The sequence below is a fragment of the Thalassospira sp. MCCC 1A03138 genome, assembly GCF_002115785.1.
GTDB lineage: Bacteria > Pseudomonadota > Alphaproteobacteria > Rhodospirillales > Thalassospiraceae > Thalassospira.
This window is the reverse complement of sequence record NZ_JFJY01000003.1, coordinates 154,386-173,763: the sequence shown is the minus strand read 5'-3', so window position 1 is coordinate 173,763 and position 19,378 is coordinate 154,386. Positions and strand designations below refer to the sequence as shown.

General features: G+C 54.3%; 21 protein-coding genes. 17 read left to right on the top strand and 4 right to left on the bottom strand.

The features are described 5' to 3' along the window. Window positions 1-53 precede the first annotated feature (53 nt). Both TH468_RS08635 and TH468_RS08630 read left to right on the top strand, forming a co-directional pair. A complete protein-coding gene (locus TH468_RS08635) occupies window positions 54-713 on the top strand; it encodes a sulfite oxidase-like oxidoreductase (protein WP_085643301.1) in 660 nt (219 codons plus the stop codon). A 106-nt stretch (window positions 714-819) separates the two neighbouring features. After that, the gene (locus tag TH468_RS08630; protein ID WP_246832269.1) at window positions 820-1,302 is read left to right on the top strand and encodes a glutathione peroxidase; all 483 of its coding nucleotides are present in this window, start codon (window positions 820-822) and stop codon (window positions 1,300-1,302) included. A gap of 7 nt (window positions 1,303-1,309) precedes the next feature. Here the strand turns inward: TH468_RS08630 and recQ are convergent, their stop codons facing one another. From recQ to TH468_RS08615, 3 genes are all read right to left on the bottom strand, one after another. Beyond that, window positions 1,310-3,160 (bottom strand): DNA helicase RecQ, encoded by a 1,851-nt coding sequence (gene recQ / locus TH468_RS08625; RefSeq protein ID WP_085643297.1) that lies wholly within the window; start codon window positions 3,158-3,160, stop codon window positions 1,310-1,312. Window position 3,161: 1 nt separating this feature from the next. Next, window positions 3,162-3,803, bottom strand: coding sequence for a uracil-DNA glycosylase (locus tag TH468_RS08620; RefSeq protein WP_085643295.1), 642 nt, complete (start codon window positions 3,801-3,803; stop codon window positions 3,162-3,164). 65 nt (window positions 3,804-3,868) lie between these two features. Further along, window positions 3,869-4,477 carry an NYN domain-containing protein gene (locus TH468_RS08615; protein ID WP_085643293.1) on the bottom strand — a complete coding sequence of 203 codons (609 nt, stop codon included), beginning with the start codon at window positions 4,475-4,477 and terminating at the stop codon, window positions 3,869-3,871. Between the two features lie 191 nt (window positions 4,478-4,668). Between TH468_RS08615 and folK the strand changes: the two genes are divergently transcribed. The 15 genes from folK (at window position 4,669) to TH468_RS08545 (ending at window position 18,074) form a co-directional block, all read left to right on the top strand. Then, window positions 4,669-5,196 (top strand): 2-amino-4-hydroxy-6-hydroxymethyldihydropteridine diphosphokinase, encoded by a 528-nt coding sequence (gene folK / locus TH468_RS08610; RefSeq protein WP_085643291.1) that lies wholly within the window; start codon window positions 4,669-4,671, stop codon window positions 5,194-5,196. A gap of 116 nt (window positions 5,197-5,312) precedes the next feature. Further along, entirely contained in the window at window positions 5,313-5,651 is a 339-nt protein-coding gene (gene rpoZ / locus TH468_RS08605) for a DNA-directed RNA polymerase subunit omega (RefSeq protein WP_085643289.1), read from the top strand. Window positions 5,652-5,792: 141 nt separating this feature from the next. Further along, on the top strand, window positions 5,793-7,934 hold the full coding sequence (locus tag TH468_RS08600; protein ID WP_085643287.1) for a bifunctional (p)ppGpp synthetase/guanosine-3',5'-bis(diphosphate) 3'-pyrophosphohydrolase: 2,142 nt from the start codon (window positions 5,793-5,795) through the stop codon (window positions 7,932-7,934). A gap of 179 nt (window positions 7,935-8,113) precedes the next feature. Further along, window positions 8,114-8,776, top strand: coding sequence for a DUF2062 domain-containing protein (locus tag TH468_RS08595; protein WP_246832268.1), 663 nt, complete (start codon window positions 8,114-8,116; stop codon window positions 8,774-8,776). Beyond that, window positions 8,773-9,519 (top strand): pyridoxine 5'-phosphate synthase, encoded by a 747-nt coding sequence (locus tag TH468_RS08590; protein WP_085643283.1) that lies wholly within the window; start codon window positions 8,773-8,775, stop codon window positions 9,517-9,519. Before TH468_RS08595 ends, TH468_RS08590 begins: the two co-directional genes overlap by 4 nt. Beyond that, window positions 9,519-9,914, top strand: a complete 396-nt coding sequence (acpS, locus tag TH468_RS08585) for a holo-ACP synthase (RefSeq protein ID WP_007089492.1) — start codon at window positions 9,519-9,521, stop codon at window positions 9,912-9,914. Before TH468_RS08590 ends, acpS begins: the two co-directional genes overlap by 1 nt. 42 nt (window positions 9,915-9,956) lie before the next feature. After that, a complete protein-coding gene (gene lepB / locus TH468_RS08580; RefSeq protein ID WP_007089493.1) occupies window positions 9,957-10,691 on the top strand; it encodes a signal peptidase I in 735 nt (244 codons plus the stop codon). Further along, on the top strand, window positions 10,691-11,374 hold the full coding sequence (rnc, locus tag TH468_RS08575) for a ribonuclease III (protein ID WP_007089494.1): 684 nt from the start codon (window positions 10,691-10,693) through the stop codon (window positions 11,372-11,374). The genes lepB and rnc overlap by 1 nt, the downstream gene beginning before the upstream one ends. Continuing rightward, complete coding sequence (era, locus tag TH468_RS08570) at window positions 11,367-12,305, top strand: GTPase Era (RefSeq protein WP_085643281.1); 939 nt, start codon at window positions 11,367-11,369, stop codon at window positions 12,303-12,305. Before rnc ends, era begins: the two co-directional genes overlap by 8 nt. Before the next feature lie 50 nt (window positions 12,306-12,355). Then, complete coding sequence (locus TH468_RS08565) at window positions 12,356-12,586, top strand: hypothetical protein (protein ID WP_246832267.1); 231 nt, start codon at window positions 12,356-12,358, stop codon at window positions 12,584-12,586. Then, on the top strand, window positions 12,586-12,753 hold the full coding sequence (locus tag TH468_RS21605) for a hypothetical protein (RefSeq protein WP_168177104.1): 168 nt from the start codon (window positions 12,586-12,588) through the stop codon (window positions 12,751-12,753). Before TH468_RS08565 ends, TH468_RS21605 begins: the two co-directional genes overlap by 1 nt. A gap of 9 nt (window positions 12,754-12,762) precedes the next feature. Further along, complete coding sequence (gene recO, locus TH468_RS08560) at window positions 12,763-13,512, top strand: DNA repair protein RecO (RefSeq protein WP_085643277.1); 750 nt, start codon at window positions 12,763-12,765, stop codon at window positions 13,510-13,512. Window positions 13,513-13,657: 145 nt separating this feature from the next. Continuing rightward, the gene (parC, locus tag TH468_RS08555) at window positions 13,658-15,901 is read left to right on the top strand and encodes a DNA topoisomerase IV subunit A (RefSeq protein WP_085643275.1); all 2,244 of its coding nucleotides are present in this window, start codon (window positions 13,658-13,660) and stop codon (window positions 15,899-15,901) included. Between the two features lie 251 nt (window positions 15,902-16,152). After that, window positions 16,153-16,698, top strand: coding sequence for a TRAP transporter small permease subunit (locus tag TH468_RS08550; protein WP_085643273.1), 546 nt, complete (start codon window positions 16,153-16,155; stop codon window positions 16,696-16,698). Then, window positions 16,698-18,074 carry a TRAP transporter large permease subunit gene (locus tag TH468_RS08545; RefSeq protein ID WP_007089500.1) on the top strand — a complete coding sequence of 459 codons (1,377 nt, stop codon included), beginning with the start codon at window positions 16,698-16,700 and terminating at the stop codon, window positions 18,072-18,074. The genes TH468_RS08550 and TH468_RS08545 overlap by 1 nt, the downstream gene beginning before the upstream one ends. Window positions 18,075-18,150: 76 nt before the next feature. On the opposite strand, the gene TH468_RS08540 is transcribed toward TH468_RS08545, so the two are convergent. After that, complete coding sequence (locus TH468_RS08540) at window positions 18,151-19,245, bottom strand: TRAP transporter substrate-binding protein (protein ID WP_085643271.1); 1,095 nt, start codon at window positions 19,243-19,245, stop codon at window positions 18,151-18,153. Window positions 19,246-19,378: the final 133 nt, after the last annotated feature.

Genomic DNA, 19,378 nt, shown 5'->3' with positions numbered 1-19,378 from the left:
TGGTGAACATGACTGCGCCATTTTTCGTATGATGTGGTCAGGGAGGATGATGAATGGCTGATGGTTTCAGTGGCAAGATCAAGGAAAAGCTGATCGAAGCGAAACAGAAATGGGCGGAAAACGGGCGCCTTTTGACGGGACAGGCCGATCATGCCCATGAAAATCGCCTGCCGCCCGGCCAGCGCGAGGTCAAGGACTGGCCGGTGCTTGATCTCGGCATTACGCCGCATGTCGGGACGGATGATTTTCGCCTGACGATTGACGGCGAGGTTGAAAACCCGGTCACGCTTGATTTCGGCCAGTTGCTTGATCTGCCGCCCTTTATGGCCAAGAACGATATTCATTGTGTTACCAGTTGGTCGCGTTACGACAATCACTGGCAGGGTGTGTCTGCCTTGTCGCTTGCCGATCTGGTAAAGCCGACATCAGACGCCCGCCACGTGCTCTTCACCGCCCATGACGGTTATACGACCAATGTTCGGATTGATCAGTTTATCGATGATGATGTGTTGCTGGCCCATCATTGGGAAGATGAGCCATTGACCGAGGAACATGGTGGCCCGGTTCGCGTGATCATCCCCAAGCTCTATTTCTGGAAAAGTGCCAAATGGGTTCGCCAGATTACATTTTCCAAAATCGACAAGCCCGGATTTTGGGAAGTACGCGGTTATCACAATAATGCCGATCCATGGACGGAAGAGCGATATGGCTAGGAAAATCAGAACTTTCGAAAACGGAATGCGGAATCTGTTGAAGTCCGGTTTATGCGGACTGATTTGCCTGATAATTGGAAATTCTGCCATAGCCAGCGATAAAGAGATGAATGCTCACGATTTTTCATTCCCATCAATTGACGGGGGCGAAATCGACCTTGCCGATTATCGCGGCAAGGCGGTTCTGGTCGTCAATACGGCGTCGATGTGTGGTTACACCCCGCAATATACCGGGCTTCAGGCGCTATGGTCGGATTATCGGGCCGATGGACTTGTTGTTCTGGGGGTTCCTTCGGGCGATTTCGGTGGGCAGGAATATGCCGATGACAGCGAAATCAAGGATTTCTGCACCGTCAATTTTGATGTCGATTTCCCGATGGCCACCAAACAGTCGGTTCGCGGAGACGATGCGCATCCGTTCTTTAAATGGGCGGAGGCGGAACTTGGCAGCGATCAGGCCCCGAAATGGAATTTCCACAAATATCTGGTCGATCCGAACGGCAATCTGGTTGCCAGTTTTTCCACCCGGATCAAGCCGGAAGATGATCAGGTGATTTCCGCCATCCGGCAGGCATTGGCCGGATCATAGAACCGATTTAGCGCCGACCGTCCATCACATCAAGAAACACCAGCCCGTACTGGTCGAGCTTCTTGACGCCAACCCCGTTGATTGATGCCATATCCTGCAATGTCCGTGGTTTGAAGCGGACCATTTCCCAAAGCGTTCTGTCACTGAAAATGACATAAGGCGGAACATTCTGGCTGGTGGCAAGTTCGCGCCGCAGGGTGCGCAGGCGTTCCCACAGATCACGATCTTCCTCGTTCTCGAACTCGGTATCGAAATCGCGCAGGCGCTTGGTCATGGTGCGCTTGCTTTCGCCCGGGTCCTTGCGCATTTCAACGACTTTTTCACCCCGCAGGACGGGGCGGGATTCTTCGGTCAGGTAAACCCCACCGTGCCCCTCGACATCGACCTGAAGATATCCCATGGCTAGCAACTGGCGGAAAACCGACCGCCATTGCGGCTGTGAGACATCCTTGCCAATACCGTAGACGGAAAGATCGTCATGGCTGTTCTGACGGATTTTTTCGGTCTTGCGTCCCATCAGAACTTCGATGATGTGGGCCGGACCGAACCGCTGTCCGGTGCGATAAACCGCCGAAAGTGCCTTGCGGGAGGCCTCGGTTGCGTCCCAGGTATCAACCGGTTCAAGGCAGGTATCGCAATTGCCGCAGGGTTTTGCATCCTCTTCACCGAAATAGGACAAAATGACCTGTCGACGGCATTTTGTGGTTTCGGCAAGGCCGACTAAAGCATCGAGTTTGCGGCTTTCGATGCGTTTCTGACTGTCGGGCGCATCGGATGATGCCAGCATGGAACGGATGGAAACGATATCGGACAGATCGTAATTCATCCATGCATTGGCCGGAAGGCCATCGCGGCCCGCACGGCCGGTTTCCTGATAATAGGCTTCCATGCTCTTGGGCAGGTTCAGGTGGGCGACAAATCGGACATTCGGCTTGTCGATCCCCATGCCAAAGGCGACCGTGGCGCAAATGATCAGACCGTCTTCGCGCAGGAACCTGTCCTGATGAAGCTGTCTTGTTTCCTGTGTCAGACCTGCGTGATAAGGCAAGGCCGGGCGACAGTTATCGGTAAGCCATTGCGCGACATCCTCGGTCTTGCGACGCGACAGGCAATAGACAATCCCCGCATCTTCGGCATGTTCACGGTTCAGGAACGACAGAAGGCGCTGCTTCGAATTTCCCTTTGTTTCGATCCGATAGGTAATGTTCGGGCGGTCAAAGCCGGTCAGGAAGCACTGCGCATTTGTCAGATGCAGGTTCTCGGCAATGTCCTTGCGGGTTGGCGTGTCCGCGGTTGCGGTCAAGGCAACCCGCGGTACATGCGGGAAACGCGTTGGCAGAAGGTCAAGCCGACGGTATTCCGGGCGGAAATCATGCCCCCATTGCGAAACACAGTGTGCTTCGTCAATGGCAAACAGTGATATGCTGATCCGGTCAAGCAGGTTCAGAAAACGATCCGTCGCAAACCGTTCCGGGGCGACATAAAGCAGATCGATATCGCCATCAATCGCGCGGGTTTCGATTTCGCGCGCCGCGTCCGGGGAAAGTGTTGAATTGATAAAGGCAGCCTTGACGCCAAGCTGGCTTAGCGCATCGACCTGATCCTTCATCAAGGCAATCAGGGGCGATACAACAATTGCCGTTCCCGAACGACAAAGGGCAGGGATCTGATAACACAAAGATTTGCCACCACCGGTCGGCATCAGGACCAGCGCATCGTTTCCGGCAATCACATGATCGATGATTTCGGCCTGCTGACCGCGGAAGCTATCATAGCCGAAAACGTCCCGCAGGACGTCAATCGGCAGACGTTGCGCAGGTCGGTCGAGCAAGCCAGGTAGGGGGGCTGTATCGGGCAATTTAACGGTCCAGATGTGCGCGGATATCGACAAAGACGTTTTCAAACATCTCTGGCGTCAGGCGATAGGTCTGGGTGTTGTAACGCGAACAGTGATAGCTATCAAACAGTGTAATCCCGTTTTCCATCTGATGGGATGCCCCATGACCGAATTTCAGGGATGAAAGCTTCAGGCCAAAGGTGCGCAGCATTGCCTGATGGGCCACCTGTCCAAGGCACAGAATGGCCGAAAGGTTTTTCATCGCGGCAAATTCACTGATCAGGAAGGGGCGGCAGGTATTGGCTTCGGGGCCTGTCGGCTTGTTTTCAGGCGGTACGCATTTGACGGCATTGGTGATCCGGCAATCAACCAGTTCAAGCCCGTCATCGGGGCGCTTTGCATAGGTGCCCGTGGCGAAGCCAAATTTCTTGAGCGTGCCGTAAAGCAGATCACCGGCATAATCACCGGTGAAAGGACGGCCGGTTGCGTTGGCACCCTTTACCCCCGGGGCAAGACCGACGACAAGTAGACGGGCGTCAAGGGGGCCGAACGGGCGGACGGGGCCGTTATAAAAATCGGGAAACTTTGCCTGATTGGCGCGGCGGAACTCAACAAGGCGCGGGCAAAGCAGGCAGTCCCTGTCGGGTTGCAGATAGGTGGTCATGACGTGTCCGACAGTTTGCCGGGCGCAATGCGTGCTGCGCCCGGTCGTTTGGTTGAAAAAGGTGATTAATCGAAATCAATTTCATTCAGATCAGGATGTTCCGGGTGATCATCAAAATCCGGATGGTCGTCTTCGCGACGCTGCTGAACCTTGCGGGCGATTGTGCCTTCCAGTTCCGTCAGCTCGATAAAGTTGTCGGCCTGACGACGCAATTCATCGGCAACCATTGGCGGATTTGATTTCACGGTCGACACAACAGTGACACGAACGCCTTTGCGCTGAACAGCGTCAACAAGGCGGCGGAAATCGCCATCGCCGGAGAAAATAACAACATGATCAAGATGTTGTGCCATTTCCATCACGTCGATTGCCAGCTCGATATCCATGTTGCCTTTGATCTTGCGGCGACCTGCGGCATCGGTGAATTCCTTGGTCGGTTTGGTGACCATGGTGTAGCCGTTATAGTCAAGCCAGTCGACGAGCGGGCGGATGGGGGAATATTCCTGATCTTCGATCAGTGCGGTGTAATAGAAGGCCCTGATCAGTTGACCTTTTTGTGCAAAAAGATCAAGTAAGCGTTTGTAATCTATGTCGAAACCAAGTGCTCTGGCCGCGGCATAAAGGTTCGAGCCGTCAATGAACAGCCCGATGCGTTCCTGCGGGTAAAAAATCATCTGAAAATTCCTCAAACATAGCTTTTTAATAATGTCGTTTCCAAAATTCGGGAAACGCCGACTTTTTTACCGTGCAACTGCACACAAAGAAAGGGCGAAAATATCGTGGACACAACGGGGCCGCTTCCGTAGTTATGCGCCAGCATCCCCGTAAATGATGTGCAATAGCCAGTTTCGTGAGCAAGCCGACCATGAACAACGATACTGCCCGTAATGACAGGGTGATTCTGATCGCCTTTGGCGCCAATCTTCCTACGGAGGAATATGGGGCACCAGCCGATACATTGAAAGCAGCCCTTAGACGATTGACCGAGGATGGCGACATTTCTGTGGCAAACGTATCCCCGTTCTACGAGACGGCACCGGTTCCGGTTTCGGATCAGCCTTGGTATGTCAACGGCGTTGCGCGGCTTGAAACCGCTTTGGGTGCGCGTGATCTTCTGGCGCGTCTTCACCATGTCGAGGCGGAATTTGGTCGCGTTCGACGCGAAAGAAACGAAGCACGGGTGATTGATCTTGATCTAATTGCCTATGGGGATGATCTGCTGATCGAGGAGGGCGGCATTCAGGTGCCCCATCCCCGCATGCACCAACGGGCGTTCGTTCTGCTGCCGCTGCGCGATATCGTGCCCGAATGGCATCATCCGCAACTTCATCGGTCGATTAACGATCTGATATCGGACCTTCCGACGGATCAGGAAATCCGAAAACAATCCTGATATGCAAAAAATCCGCTAAAAACCTGTTCATCCCGATGGCTTCGCTGTTGCAACAAAGCAAATGCGACGCTATAAAGTCCGGTCTGGACACCCCAAAAGTATTTCTGGAGACATTTATGGCGCGCGTTACCGTCGAAGATTGCGTTGAAAAGATTCCGAACCGCTTCGAGCTCGTGATGCTGGCAGCTCAGCGTGCACGCAACATCTCGGCCGGTGCCGAACTGACCATTGATCGTGACAACGACAAGAACCCGGTTGTCGCTTTACGTGAAATCGCAGAACAGACCGTTGATTATGACGATCTGCGCAATGGCATGGTTTCCGGCCTGCAGCGGCATGTTGAAGTCGATGAACCCGAAGAATCCGAAGACGATTTTGGTCCGAAACTGATGGCAGAAGCAATTGAAGATGCCTCGGTTGGTGTGACCATTCCGTCTGCTGATGAAGACGAATAAGGCCAAAGAAATTTTGTTCTGAGGCAAAGTTCAAAAGAAAAGCCACGGTGATTATCTTCCGTGGCTTTTTTTTATCCAAATCGTACTATCTTATGAAAGGGCCGGATTTCGGCCTTTGGATGAATACGGAGAAGCCACTGAATGATGCGCCAATACGAACTTGTGGAACGGGTTAAGGCCTATGATCCGGATGCATGCGAAACATCGCTGAACCGGGCATATGTCTATGCGACCCAGAAACATGGTTCGCAAAAGCGTGCCAATGGCGACCCGTATTTTTCCCATCCGATCGAAGTTGCAGGTATCCTGACGAACTACAAGCTGGACTGCGACACGATCATCACGGCGCTGCTGCACGACACCATCGAAGACACCGACGCAACGCCGCAGGAAATTACCAAGCTGTTTGGCAGCAACATCATGAAGCTGGTCGATGGTGTGACCAAGCTGACGCAGATTGAACTGAAATCTGCCGATTCAAAGCAGGCGGAGAATTTCCGCAAGCTGTTGCTGGCGATGTCCGAGGACATCCGTGTTCTTCTGGTGAAGCTTGCCGACCGTCTGCATAACATGCGCACGCTGCATTATATCCCGAAGCCGGAAAAACGGGTGCGCATTGCGGCAGAAACGCTTGAGATTTATGCGCCGCTTGCCGAACGCATCGGTATGCATGACATCAAGGAAGAGCTGCAGGATCTTGCCTTTCAGCATATCAATCCCGAAGCACGTGATTCGATCCGCGCCCGGCTGGAATTCCTGCGCGAGAAGGACGACAATGTCGTCAACCGCATCGTTACCGAGCTAAAAGACGTCATCAGCCGCCAGGGGCTGTCGGTCGATATTTACGGGCGTGAAAAACGGCCATATTCGATCTGGCAGAAGATGCAGCGCAAGAACATCACCTTTGGTGAACTGTCCGATATCATGGCGTTCCGTGTTCTGGTCGAGGACATGCCGCAATGCTACGAGGTTCTTGGCTATCTGCATGCCAACTACAAAGTCGTGCCGGGCCGGTTCAAGGATTACATATCAACACCCAAGCCGAACGGCTACCGATCCATCCATACCACCGTCCTTGGCCCTGAAAACCATCGTATCGAGGTGCAGATACGCACCCGGCAGATGCACGAGGTCAACGAAAACGGTGTTGCCGCGCACTGGGCCTATAAACAGGGCAGCGGGGATGAAAACAAGGAAGGCGTTCAGTATCGCTGGCTGCGTGATCTGCTTGATATCCTTGAGCACGCCTCCGAGCCCGAAGAGTTTCTGGAACATACCAAGCTGGCGATGTTCCAGGATCAGGTATTCTGTTTCAGCCCCAAGGGCGATGTGATTGCCCTGCCTGCTGGTGCGACGCCGGTTGATTTCGCATACATGATCCACACCCATATCGGCGACACATGTGTCGGGGCGAAGGTCAACGGTGCGATGGTACCGTTGCGCACGACGCTGAACAATGGTGATCAGATCGAAATTGTCACCTCGAAGGCGCAGACCCCGAATCCGACATGGGAGCGCTTCGTAGTTACAGGCAAGGCGCGCGCGCGTATTCGCCGCTTTATCCGGCAGCAACAGGACGATCAATACAAGGACCTTGGGAAAGCCATCCTGCAGAAGGCATTCCGCCAGGAAGGTTATGACTATTCTGACAAGGCCATTGATGGCGTATTGAAAATCTTCAAAATGCCTAGCGTTGATACGCTTCTGGCGTCTGTTGGTGCGGGACATCATACCGGTCGGGAAGTCGTGCATGCGGTGTTCCCGGGCTCAAAGGACGTCGAAACCGCCCGGAAAGTGATCCCGCATGAGCGTGCGCGAAACCGCAAGCATGATCACGCCATACCGCTTAAGGGGCTGATACCGGGAATGGCCGTGCATTATGCCGGTTGCTGCCATCCGTTGCCGGGGGACCGCATTGTCGGGATCGTCACGACCGGCAAGGGCGTTACCATTCACACGATTGATTGCGATACACTTGAAACCTTTACCGAACAGCCGGAACGCTGGCTTGATGTCGGCTGGGATAATGATGGTGAGCCGGAACATTTCATCGGCCGCCTTGGCCTTACGGTTGGCCATGAACAGGGGGCCCTCAGTTCCATTACCAGTGTGATTGCCAAAAACCACGGCAACATCACCAACCTTCGCTTCACCAACCGCACGCAGGATTTCTTTGAAATGCTGATCGATATTGATGTGGTTGACGTCAAACATCTGACCAACATTATCGCGGCACTGCGCGCGACACCTGTGGTCAACACCGTTGAGCGTGCACGCGGATGAAACAGGATTGTGAAGGAGTTCGCCTTTTGGGAAAATCGGGCGCAAAAGCCTTGCCATTCGGGCGGCTAGCACTTACGCATATGTCACTCCTGTTTTATGCCTGTCCCGTTTGGCCTATGAATTGATCCTGCATGTTCCGGCGCCGTATCAAACCGACATCTTTTCAACGCATAAGAAATGTGCTTTGGCCGCGCGGCGGCTGGCGTAGGTCTTCGCGATATTTCGCTCATCGGGTCGCGCGACTTCCGGGGACGCCCTATAGCATTGCTTCGGGCTTTGCCATTGGGGCGGCAATATCCTTTACCCCGTTTATCGGCTTCCATTTTGTCCTTTCGGCACTATTGAGCATGCTGACGCGCAGCAATCTGGTGGCGTCACTGCTGGGGACCATTGTCGGCAATCCCTGGACATTCCCGTTCATATGGCTGTGGCTATATACCTGCGGGAACTGGATCCTTGGCGTTGATCGTGCCGCGGATACCGTGCATTTCAACATGGCCGTCCTGTGGGACTTTGTGGTCATGGGATTAAGCTATATCGGTGGTGGCCTGATTTTCGGTCACTGGGATACAGCCGACCAGGCCCAGCTTGGCCAGTTGTGGGGCAGTATTGTCGATATTATCTGGCCGATGATGGTCGGGTGTGTTCCCACTTCACTTGTCGTCTGGATGCTGTTTTACTTCCCGGTACGTCGGGCCGTGGTCATCTATCGTCACAATCGCATTCTGCGCCGGATGAAAACATCCGAACGCCACGGTCTTGGACCGATGCTTGAAAGTGCCAAAAAGAAAATCGGTTCGGCAACGGCCAGCGCCACCAAAAAGCAGGATGAGACGCAATGAGTGCGAAATTAAGACTGGGTGTGAATATCGACCACGTTGCCACGATCCGCAATGCGCGGGGTGGGGCGCATCCCGATCCGGTCCGGGCCGCCAAGCTGGCCGCAAAGGCTGGCGCTGACGGTATCACGGCCCATTTGCGCGAAGATCGTCGCCATATTTCCGATAACGATATCAAGCGGTTGCGTGCGGAAATTGATCTTCCGCTGAATTTCGAAATGGCGGCAACCGATGAAATGCTGGCCATTGCGATTGCGGCAAAACCCAATGCGGCCTGCATTGTTCCGGAGAAGCGTGAAGAACGCACGACGGAAGGCGGCCTGGATGCGGCGGGTGGTCACAATCACCTGAAAAGGTATGTTGCCGAACTGGGGGCTGCCGGTATTCGGGTATCGCTGTTTATCGAAGCATCGAAGGCGCAGCTCGATGCGGCCAGACATCTTGGCGCGCCTGTTGTCGAAATCCATACGGGTGCCTATTGCGAAGCAACCGGTGCCGCACAGGCGCGCGAACTGGACCGGATTCGGGATGCCGTGCGTTATGGTGCAGGCATCGGCCTTGAAGTGCATGCCGGGCATGGTCTGGGCTTTGATACCGTTTCGCCAATTGCGGCGATGCCCGAGATTGCCGAACTCAATATCGGGCATTTTCTGATCGGCGAGGCCGTCTTCACCGGGCTTGAAAACAGTATCGCGGAAATGCGCCGGTTGATGGATGAGGCACGTCAGGAAAGTGGCGACCAATAATGATTATTGGCATTGGTACCGATCTGTGTGATATCCGGCGGATTGAAACCGCGCTGGAACGCCATGGCGAGCGTTTCATGAACCGTGTTTTCACCGACGTCGAGATCGCGCGTGCCAAACGTCGCCCGCATCGCACGGCATCGTCACTGGCGATGTCGTTTGCGGCAAAGGAAGCCTGTTCCAAGGCGTTGGGTACGGGGTTTCGTCGTGGCGTGTATCACAGCACGATGGGTGTTGTGCACCAGCCGAGCGGCAAACCCGACATGGTCCTGATTGACGGGGCGCTGAAAAGACTTGAAGAATTGACGCCAGAGGGAAAAGTTGCATCAGTTTATGTAACGCTGACAGACGAATACCCGCTGGCGAATGCGGTCGTTGTAATTTCGGCCGATTGATTGGCAAAAAGTGATTGGTTTAAATACTGAATGGAAAAGCTAGTGCAAAAGAAGAAAACGGGTGGACTTCTGGACACCTTCAAAACCGTTTTCTGGGCCATTGTGATCGCGCTTCTGGTTCGGACATTCGCCTTCGAACCGTTTAATATTCCATCCGGTTCGATGATCCCGACCTTGCTGGTTGGCGACTATTTGTTTGTGTCGAAATTTTCCTATGGATATTCAAAGCACAGCCTGCCGTTCAGCGTGCCGCTGATTCCCGGTCGTATCATGTCGTCCGAACCGGAACGCGGCGATGTGGTGGTTTTCAAACTGCCTGCTGATCCGTCGCAGGATTACATCAAACGCGTTATCGGCCTGCCGGGCGATACGGTTCAGGTCACCAATGGCCGGTTGCTGATTAATGGCCAGACGGTAGAACGTGACCGGATCGAAGATTATATCCTGACCGATGGCAGCGGGCAGGCGATTGCCGTTCCGCAATATATCGAAACACTTCCGAATGGTAAGGTTCATCGTATCCTCGAAATCTTTGGCGATCAGGGGCCAAGCGATAACACCGAACCGTTTACTGTCCCCGAAGGGCATTTCTTCATGATGGGCGATAACCGCGACAATTCGGCGGATAGCCGGGCCTTCCCGTCGCGCTTCCGGTTTGTCCCGATCGAGAATCTCGTGGGACGTGCTGAATTCCTGTTCTATTCCAAAGACAGTTCCCAGCCGATCTATGACTTGGGCAGCATCAGGTTTGACCGGCTGTTCCAGGGGGTCAACTGATGGCCGAAACGGTGCCATTGATTGCCGAGATTGATCACGAGTTTGCGCAACCCGATTTGCTTCGGGTGGCGTTGACGCATCGCAGTGCCGCCAAAGGCAAGGATGCGTTAAGCGGCGGCAACGAACGGCTGGAGTTTCTGGGCGATAGGGTTCTGGGGCTGGTTGTTGCCGAAATGCTTTATACCCGTTTCGGGCGCGAGCGCGAAGGCGCGATGGCCAAGCGTTTTGTCGCGCTGGTCCGTCGTGAAACGCTTGCCAGACTGGCGCAGCAGATCGGCCTTGGCAGTCATATCCAGATGGCAAAAGGCGAACGTGCCGCCGGTGCGGATACCAATCCCGCCATTTTATCTGATTGCATGGAGGCGGTGATTGCCGCACTCTATCTTGACGGTGGGCTGGAACCGGCAAGAGAATTTATCGAACGGCTTTGGCTGCCGCTTCTCGATGAAGCGCCCAAGCCGCCGCAAGATGCCAAAACCCGATTGCAGGAACTTTTGCAGGGACGTGGCAAGCCATTGCCCAAATATGAAATGGTCGGTCGTCAGGGCCCCGCGCATGCACCTGTCTTTACCATCGAACTGAGCACCGGAGACGGTGAAAGCGTAAAGGCCGAGGGCAAATCGAAACGCGAGGCGGAACAACTGGCCGCTCAATTGATGTTGGATACACTGAACCATGAATGAGGTTCCCACACCGGTGAACGAAGACAGATTACCTTATCAGCAGCGTTGCGGCTTTGTCGCACTTGTCGGGGCGCCGAATGCCGGAAAATCGACACTGCTCAATCAGCTTGTTGGCACGAAAGTATCCATCGTCTCACCCAAGGTGCAGACGACACGTACGCGTGTGCGCGGCATTGTCATGACCGAGGATGCGCAGCTGGTATTTATCGACACGCCAGGCATTTTTGCGCCGAAGCGCCGCCTAGACCGTGCGATGGTCAAAGCTGCGTGGAACGGTGCGGATGATGCCGATCTTGTCGTTCTGGTGATTGATGCCGGGGCAGGGATCACCGACGAGGTGCGCGCGATCATTGATCAGCTTAAATCCCAGAATCGCAAAGCCATTCTGGCGATGAACAAGGTCGACAAGGTTGCCGACAAGGAAAAGCTGCTGCGTCTGTCGCAGGAATTCTTTGCCGAGGAAGTTTTCACCGATGTCTTCATGATTTCGGCCAAAAAGGGTTCTGGTACGCAGGATCTGGTGAATTTCCTTGCCGCAAAGATGCCCGATGGTCCGTGGATGTTCCCGGAAGACGACGTTTCGGATATGCCGTTGCGGTTGCTGGCGGCCGAGATCACGCGCGAAAAGCTTTATTATCAGCTACAGCAGGAATTGCCGTATTCCGCAACGGTCGAAACCGAACTGTGGGAAGAGCGCAAGGATGGTTCCGTCAAGCTGGAGCAGACGATTTTCGTCGAGCGCGAGGGCCAGAAAGCCATCATCCTTGGTAAAGGCGGCAAGCGCATCAAGGCCCTTGGCAGTGATGCCAGAAAGGAACTTGAAGCGATTTTCGAACGTCGGGTTCATCTGTTCCTGTTCGTCAAGGTGCGTGAAAATTGGGGCGACGACCCTAATCGCTTTGCCATGTGGGGACTTGACCCCAACGCTTGACGCACATCGCGTTAGTGTAACGCACATTTGCCCTGCCAGCAGGTTTGGATATGGAAAACGGATCTTTATGGGGAATAGTGTTGATCGTCGTTGGTGCCGTTGCCGCGATGATCGTTGCACGTGTTGCCCGGCGACCATTCCGTTACCGGCATGATGGTGAACGTATCGAGCGCGACAAATCATTCCTTTCGCGCCCGGTTAATCTGTTGGCACTGTTGGCGGCTATTGCCACCTTTGTGCTTGGGTTGCTTTGGCGTTTGAATGGAAATGGACCGTCGTAATGACCAGGCACGACAATGACCCGATTGATGATGCAATCGATCAAGTCGAAGGCAGCAATACATTGAAACGTATTGTTTTTATTGTTGCGTTCATCTGTCTTGCATCCAGCCTTGTCGGGCTTTTCTTTCTTGTTACCCGTCTGATCGTGCCGCGCGGCTTTTTCTAGAGGTGCAGGATGGACTGGCGTGATGATGCGATCGTCCTTTCCACACGTAAGCTCGGTGAGAACTCGGTCCGGTTGTCGGTGCTGACGCGCGACTATGGTCGATATGCAGGCATGGTGCGTGGTGCGACCAGCAAATCCATGCGCGGTACGCTGGAGCCGGGGAATGAAGTTCGTGTCGGATGGTCTGCCAGATTATCAGAACATCTGGGGCAGTTCCGTTGCGAACTGACCGGCGCGCATGTTGCCGATTTGCTGTTATCTCCCGGGCCTTTGATGGCGTTGAGTTCGGCCTGTGCGATGCTGGAAGTCACATTGCCAGAACGCGAAGCGCACACCGCATTGTATCAGGGAACGGTTGCACTGCTTTCGGCCCTCAAGACAGAGCAATGGCTGGCGTCTTACATCCGATGGGAAGTCGGATTGCTTGACGAGCTTGGCTATGGGCTCAGCCTTGATCGTTGTGCGGCAACGGATGTGGCCGATGACCTTTGCTTCGTATCCCCAAAAAGCGGTCGGGCCGTTTCCGAGGCCGCAGGAACGGCATATCGTGATCGCTTGTTGCCGTTACCGGCATTCCTTGCCGCAGGCAGGGCCGCACAAAGCAGCCGAGATCAGGGATTGAGTGAACAGTTTCGCCAAGGGATAAAACTGACCGGATTTTTCATTCATCGCGATATTTTTGAGGCAAAAGGTGTAAAGCCCGTTGCTGCCCGCGACAGATTGGTAAGCCATATCTGGCGATCAGCAGACACGGATTAAAAATAAATACCGTACTTTGATGCGGACTTGTGTTGACCAGAACCATACCCACCGTAGTATGTTGCCAAAATGGTGATTGAGCGCCGGACACCGGACTGAATTGCCGAATTGATTGCAACCTGCCAAACAACAAGAAAAATCGTTCATGAGCACCAAGACTTCCGATCCGGCCAATGCCGGCCAAATCAGGGAAACGCGCCTTGCGGACGCGTTGAGCGAACGTTATCTCGCTTATGCCATGTCGACGATCATGTCGCGTTCTCTTCCCGATGTGCGCGATGGTCTGAAACCTGTGCATCGGCGTCTGCTGTATGCCATGCGCCAGCTAAAGCTTGATCCGGCGCAGGGTTTCAAGAAATGCGCCCGTGTTGTCGGTGACGTGATCGGTAAATATCACCCGCATGGTGATCAGTCTGTCTATGATGCGCTTGTGCGTTTGGCTCAGGATTTTGCCGTTCGCTATCCGCTGGTCGACGGGCAGGGAAACTTTGGCAACATCGACGGCGATAACGCAGCGGCAATGCGTTATACCGAGGCCCGCATGACCGCGGTTGCCGCGGCGCTGATGAACGGCCTTGATGAAGATGCGGTTGACTTCCGGCCGACATATGACGGCGAAGATCACGAGCCGATTGTCATGCCGGCAGCGTTTCCGAACCTGCTTGCCAATGGTGCCGCCGGGATCGCGGTTGGTATGGCAACCAACATTCCGCCACACAATGCTGGCGAGCTGTGTGCAGGCCTGATCAAGCTGATCGATAATCCTGATACCTCGATTGCGGAACTCGTCCGCTGTGTTCCGGGCCCGGACTTCCCGACCGGTGGGGTTCTGGTTGAGCCGCGCGAAAACATTCTTGAGGCCTATGCCACCGGGCGCGGTTCATTCCGTCTGCGCGCCAAATGGGAAGTCGAGAAGCTTAGTCATGGACTGTTCCAGGTCGTTGTGACCGAAATTCCCTATCAGGTTCAGAAAGCCAAGCTGGTCGAGCGTATTGCCGATCTGATGGTCCTGAAAAAGCTTCCACTTCTGGCTGATGTGCGCGATGAGTCGACCGACCTGATCCGTCTGGTGTTTGAGCCGCGGACCCGTGCGGTCGAGCCGGAACATTTGATGGAGATGCTGTTCAAGAATACCGAACTGGAAATCCGGTTTGGTCTGAACATGAACGTTCTGGACGGGGACAATACGCCGCGCGTCATGAATCTGCGCGAAGTGCTGCGTGCATTCCTGGCCCATCGTCAGGACGTTCTGATCCGTCGTTCCAACCATCGACTGGCCAAGATCAATCATCGCCTTGAAGTGCTGGATGGTTATCTTGTTGCCTATCTGAACCTTGACGAAGTCATCCGGATCATTCGTTTCGAGGATGAGCCGAAGGTATCGTTGATGTCGACTTTCGACCTGACGGAAGTTCAGGCGGATGCGATCCTCAACATGCGTCTGCGGTCGTTGCGCAAGCTCGAAGAAATGGAAATCAAGAACGAGCATGCGAAACTGACCGAAGAAAAAGAAGGCCTCGAAGCGCTTCTTGCCAGCGAAAGCCTGCGCTGGGAGAAAATCCGCGACGAAGTCGAGGAAATGCGCGAGAAGTTTGGCAAGAAGACACCCCTTGGCAAACGCCGTACTGTGATCGGTGATGCGCCGGAAGAAATCGAAGTCCCGCTGGAAGCCCTGATCGAACGTGAACCTATTATGGTGATCTGTTCGAAAATGGGTTGGATCAGAGCACTTAAGGGGCATACTTCGGACATCAGCGACCTTAAATTCAAGGACGGTGACGAAGGGCGTTTTGCGCTGAAGGCGTTCACGACCGACAAGCTTCTGATCATGAGCACCGAAGGCCGCTGTTACACGATGTCGTGCGACAAGCTGCCGGGCGGACGCGGGCATGGTGAACCGATCCGTTTGACGATTGATCTGCCTCAGGAACATGACATTGTTGCGATGGTCATCCATAAGCCGGGCCGTAACCTGCTTGTGGCAAGTTCGGCCGGTCGTGGTTTCCAGGTGGCCGAGGCCGATGTGGTTGCCCAGACCAAGAACGGCAAACAGATTTTGAACCTTGGCAAGGATGAAGAGGCTAAAATCTGCCTGCCGGTGGAATACGATCACGTTGCCGTTCTGGGCGAAAACCGTAAGCTTCTGATCTATCCGGTTTCCGAAGTCCCTGAAATGACCCGTGGGCGCGGTGTTATCCTGCAGAAATACCGTCAGGGTGGCATGGCTGATTTGGTCCTGTTCAATCTTGAAGAAGGACTGAGCTGGACCATGGGCGGCAGCGAGGGCCGTACCCGCACCGTTACCGAGCTTGCAGAATGGATTGGCAAGCGTGCCGGTGCCGGACGCATGCCGCCAACCGGGTTCCCGCGGTCAAACAAATTCGAATAACGCATCCTTCACGGGATTGATGAGATTCCAAAGGGATAAGGGCAGGGATGTTCTTATCCCTTTTCTCGTTTCCGGGCGAAATTTATCAATCACGGCTGAAAACGCGGTTTGATTTTATTCCGGATGCTGAACAAGGCGGGAAACGGGCAAAATATATAGCGTTTTAAGGCGTAAATATGTAACTTCGCATCCTGATTGGCAGGGAGCCCGCAATTTCCCTGTGAGTTCCAAAAGGGCGTGGGAGTGAAAACGTGAATTTTCTAGGGAGTTTCGTCCGTTTCGTTGACGGTCTGAATGACTGGATCGGACGTGGCGTAGCCTGGCTGATCATCCCGATGGTTGTTATCACATTTCTGGTGGCAACGCTTCGTTACGGGTTTTCCATTGGCTGGGTTTCGATGCAGGAAAGCTATATGTGGCTGCATGGCATCGTGTTCATGGTGGGGGCCGGTTATACATTGCTGCATGGTGGTCATGTCCGGGTGGACGTTTTTTATCGTCCGGCTTCGGCGCGTTACAAGGCATGGGTTGATCTTTTCGGGTCCCTGCTGCTTTTGCTGCCTGTGATCATTATGGTCTACATCTACAGCGCACCCTATGTGATGACCAGCTGGCACCGCCTAGAAGGATCGCACGAAACCGGCGGCTTGCCGGGGCTGTTCCTTTATAAATCGGTCATTCTCGTTTTTTGCGTCCTGATTGGCTTGCAGGGGCTTTCTCTTGCAGCGCGCAGCATTCTTGTGCTGGCCGGACATAAAGAATTTGAAATCCAAGAAGAAGAGCACGAGGGCGTCTGATGTCGGGGGAAATTCTTAGCCTTGTAATGTTCGCAGTAGCCTGCGGCGTTCTTCTTCTCGGTTTCCCGGTTGCGTTTTCCCTGGCAGGGACGGGGCTTGCCTTTGCGCTGATCGGTAATTCGATGGGCGTGTTTGACATGCCGCTTCTGGGGTCGTTGCCGTCACGCTATTTCGGTGTGATGACCAACGAACTTTATGTCGCGATCCCGCTTTTCGTCTTTATGGGCGTCATGCTTGAACGTGCCCGGATTGCCGAAAAGCTGCTGACGACCATGGGGCTTCTGTTTGGCACCATGCGGGCGGGGCTTGGCATTTCGGTTGTGCTGGTGGGGATGCTGCTGGCGGCTTCGACCGGTATCGTTGGGGCAACCGTTGTAACGATGGGGCTTCTCAGCCTTCCGGCGATGCAAAAGGCCGGATACAGCCCGCGTCTTTCGACCGGTGTTATTTGTGCTTCGGGTACGCTGGGGCAGATTATTCCGCCGTCGATCGTGCTGGTTTTGCTCGGTGATATCCTGCAAGGCGCTTACGCCGAAGCACAACGTTCGCTGGGCAATTGGGCCCCGGAGCCGGTTTCGGTTATCGACCTGTTTGCCGGTGCATTCATTCCCGGCATGCTTCTGGTCGGGCTTTATATCTGCTGGATCATCATTCAGGCCTTCATCGATCCCAAATCGGCACCGCCGCTGGTGACCGACAAACGCCCGGATGGCCTTTGGGGTGAAGTTCTGCGCGCGCTGATGCCTCCGGGGTTGCTCATCGTTGCCGTACTGGGCTCGATCCTTACCGGTATTGCAACCCCGACGGAATCTGCGGCCTTTGGTGGCGTTGGTGCCGTCATTCTTGCGGCGTTCTATAAACGCCTGTCATGGGATGTTCTGCGCCACGTGACGCGCCAGACCGTCCAGATCAGCGCGATGGTCTTCGTCATCCTGCTGGGTGCTTCGGTATTCTCGCTGGTCTTCCGTGGCCTTGGCGGGGATCACCTTGTCGAAGAACTGCTTCATAACCTTCCTGGCGGTGTTTTCAGCGCCATGCTGGTTGTCATGCTGCTGATGTTTGTCATGGGCTTCTTCCTCGATTTCATTGAAATCGTGTTTGTGGTTGTGCCAATCGTTGGCCCGATCCTGCTCAAGATGGATATCGATCCGGTCTGGCTTGGCGTGATGATTGCCATCAACCTGCAGACCAGCTTCCTGACACCGCCGTTCGGCTTTGCGCTGTTCTATCTGCGCGGGGTGGCTCCGGCTGCGATCAAGACCTGGGATATTTATCGCGGGATTGTCCCGTTTGTCCTGATCCAGGTCCTGGGCTTGGGGCTTGTGGCGGCGTTCCCGGCACTGGCGACATGGCTTCCGGATTTGCTGTTCAAGTAACCGCAGGCCAGCCAAAACCTGTCATGCAAAAAGGGTCGGCAAATGCCGACCCTTTTCGGTTTCTATATCAGAAAACTCAGTATTTGAACGGCAGGATACGTGCCTGGGCAAAAGCCGATTCCGAGAATTTCGACCAGCCAATCGACTGGGTACGGAACGCGATCAGGCTTTCGAAGACTTCCTGCGACAGCGGGTTTGAAGCAACCAGATCACGCAATACCTTGCCCGACAATGCGCCAAGGTTTGTCAGAATGTCGTCCGAGAACGGGCGAACATCGACATTGTGCTTGTCACGCAGGGTCTGGAGCGCCTGATTGTTACGTGCTGTGAATTCCGACAGAACCATCTGGTTCACTGCCCGGTTGGCCTGCTCGACGATTGCCTTGAGATCGTCGGGAAGGGCATTCCAGGCATCAAGGTTGATGAAGTTGTCAAGAACGGTCGCCGGTTCATGCCAGCCCGGATAGTAGTAGAACTTGGCTGATTTATAGAGACCAAACGCCAGGTCGTTATACGGGCCAACCCATTCGGTCGCGTCGATTGCACCGGACTGAAGGGCAGGCGGAATCTCGCCACCCGGAAGGTTTACGACGTTACCACCCGCAGCTTTGACGACTTCGCCGCCAAGGCCCGGAATACGCATTTTCAGACCTTTATAGTCGTCAATCGTATTCATTTCCTTGTTGAACCAGCCGCCCATCTGGGTGCCGGTGTTGCCAGACGGGAAGAATTTGCAGTTCAGTTCGGAATAGACTTTGTCAGCAAGTTCCTGACCGCCGCCCCACTGGAACCATGCGTTCTGTTCCTGGGCATTCAGTCCGAACGGCATGGCTGCGATATACTGGGTGGCATCGACTTTACCCTTCCAGTAATAAGGCGCGCCATGGCCCATTTCGACGGTACCATTACCGACAGCATCAATGGCTTCAAAGGCGGGAACGATTTCGCCTGCGCCAAAAACGGTCACCTTCATACGGCCGTTTGATGCCTTGTTTATATATTCTGCCAAAAGGTTCGCCCCGGTCCCCAGACCCGGGAAGTTTTTTGGCCAGGTCGTGACCATGCGCCACTCACGGACTTCCTGTGCGATTGCGGGTTTGGCAAAGGTAGACGCGACCGCCGCGGTCGCACCGGCTACCGCAGCGCCGGAAAGAAATTGGCGACGTTTCATAGATTACAGCCTCCCAAAGATGCAAGCTCATGATTTATTGACTCAAAGCCGTCATGCGGCTTTGGGGTAAAGCTTATATGCGTCTGTAGAATGTGACAACCGGGGATCGATTGGGGAGATAATACTTTGGTCT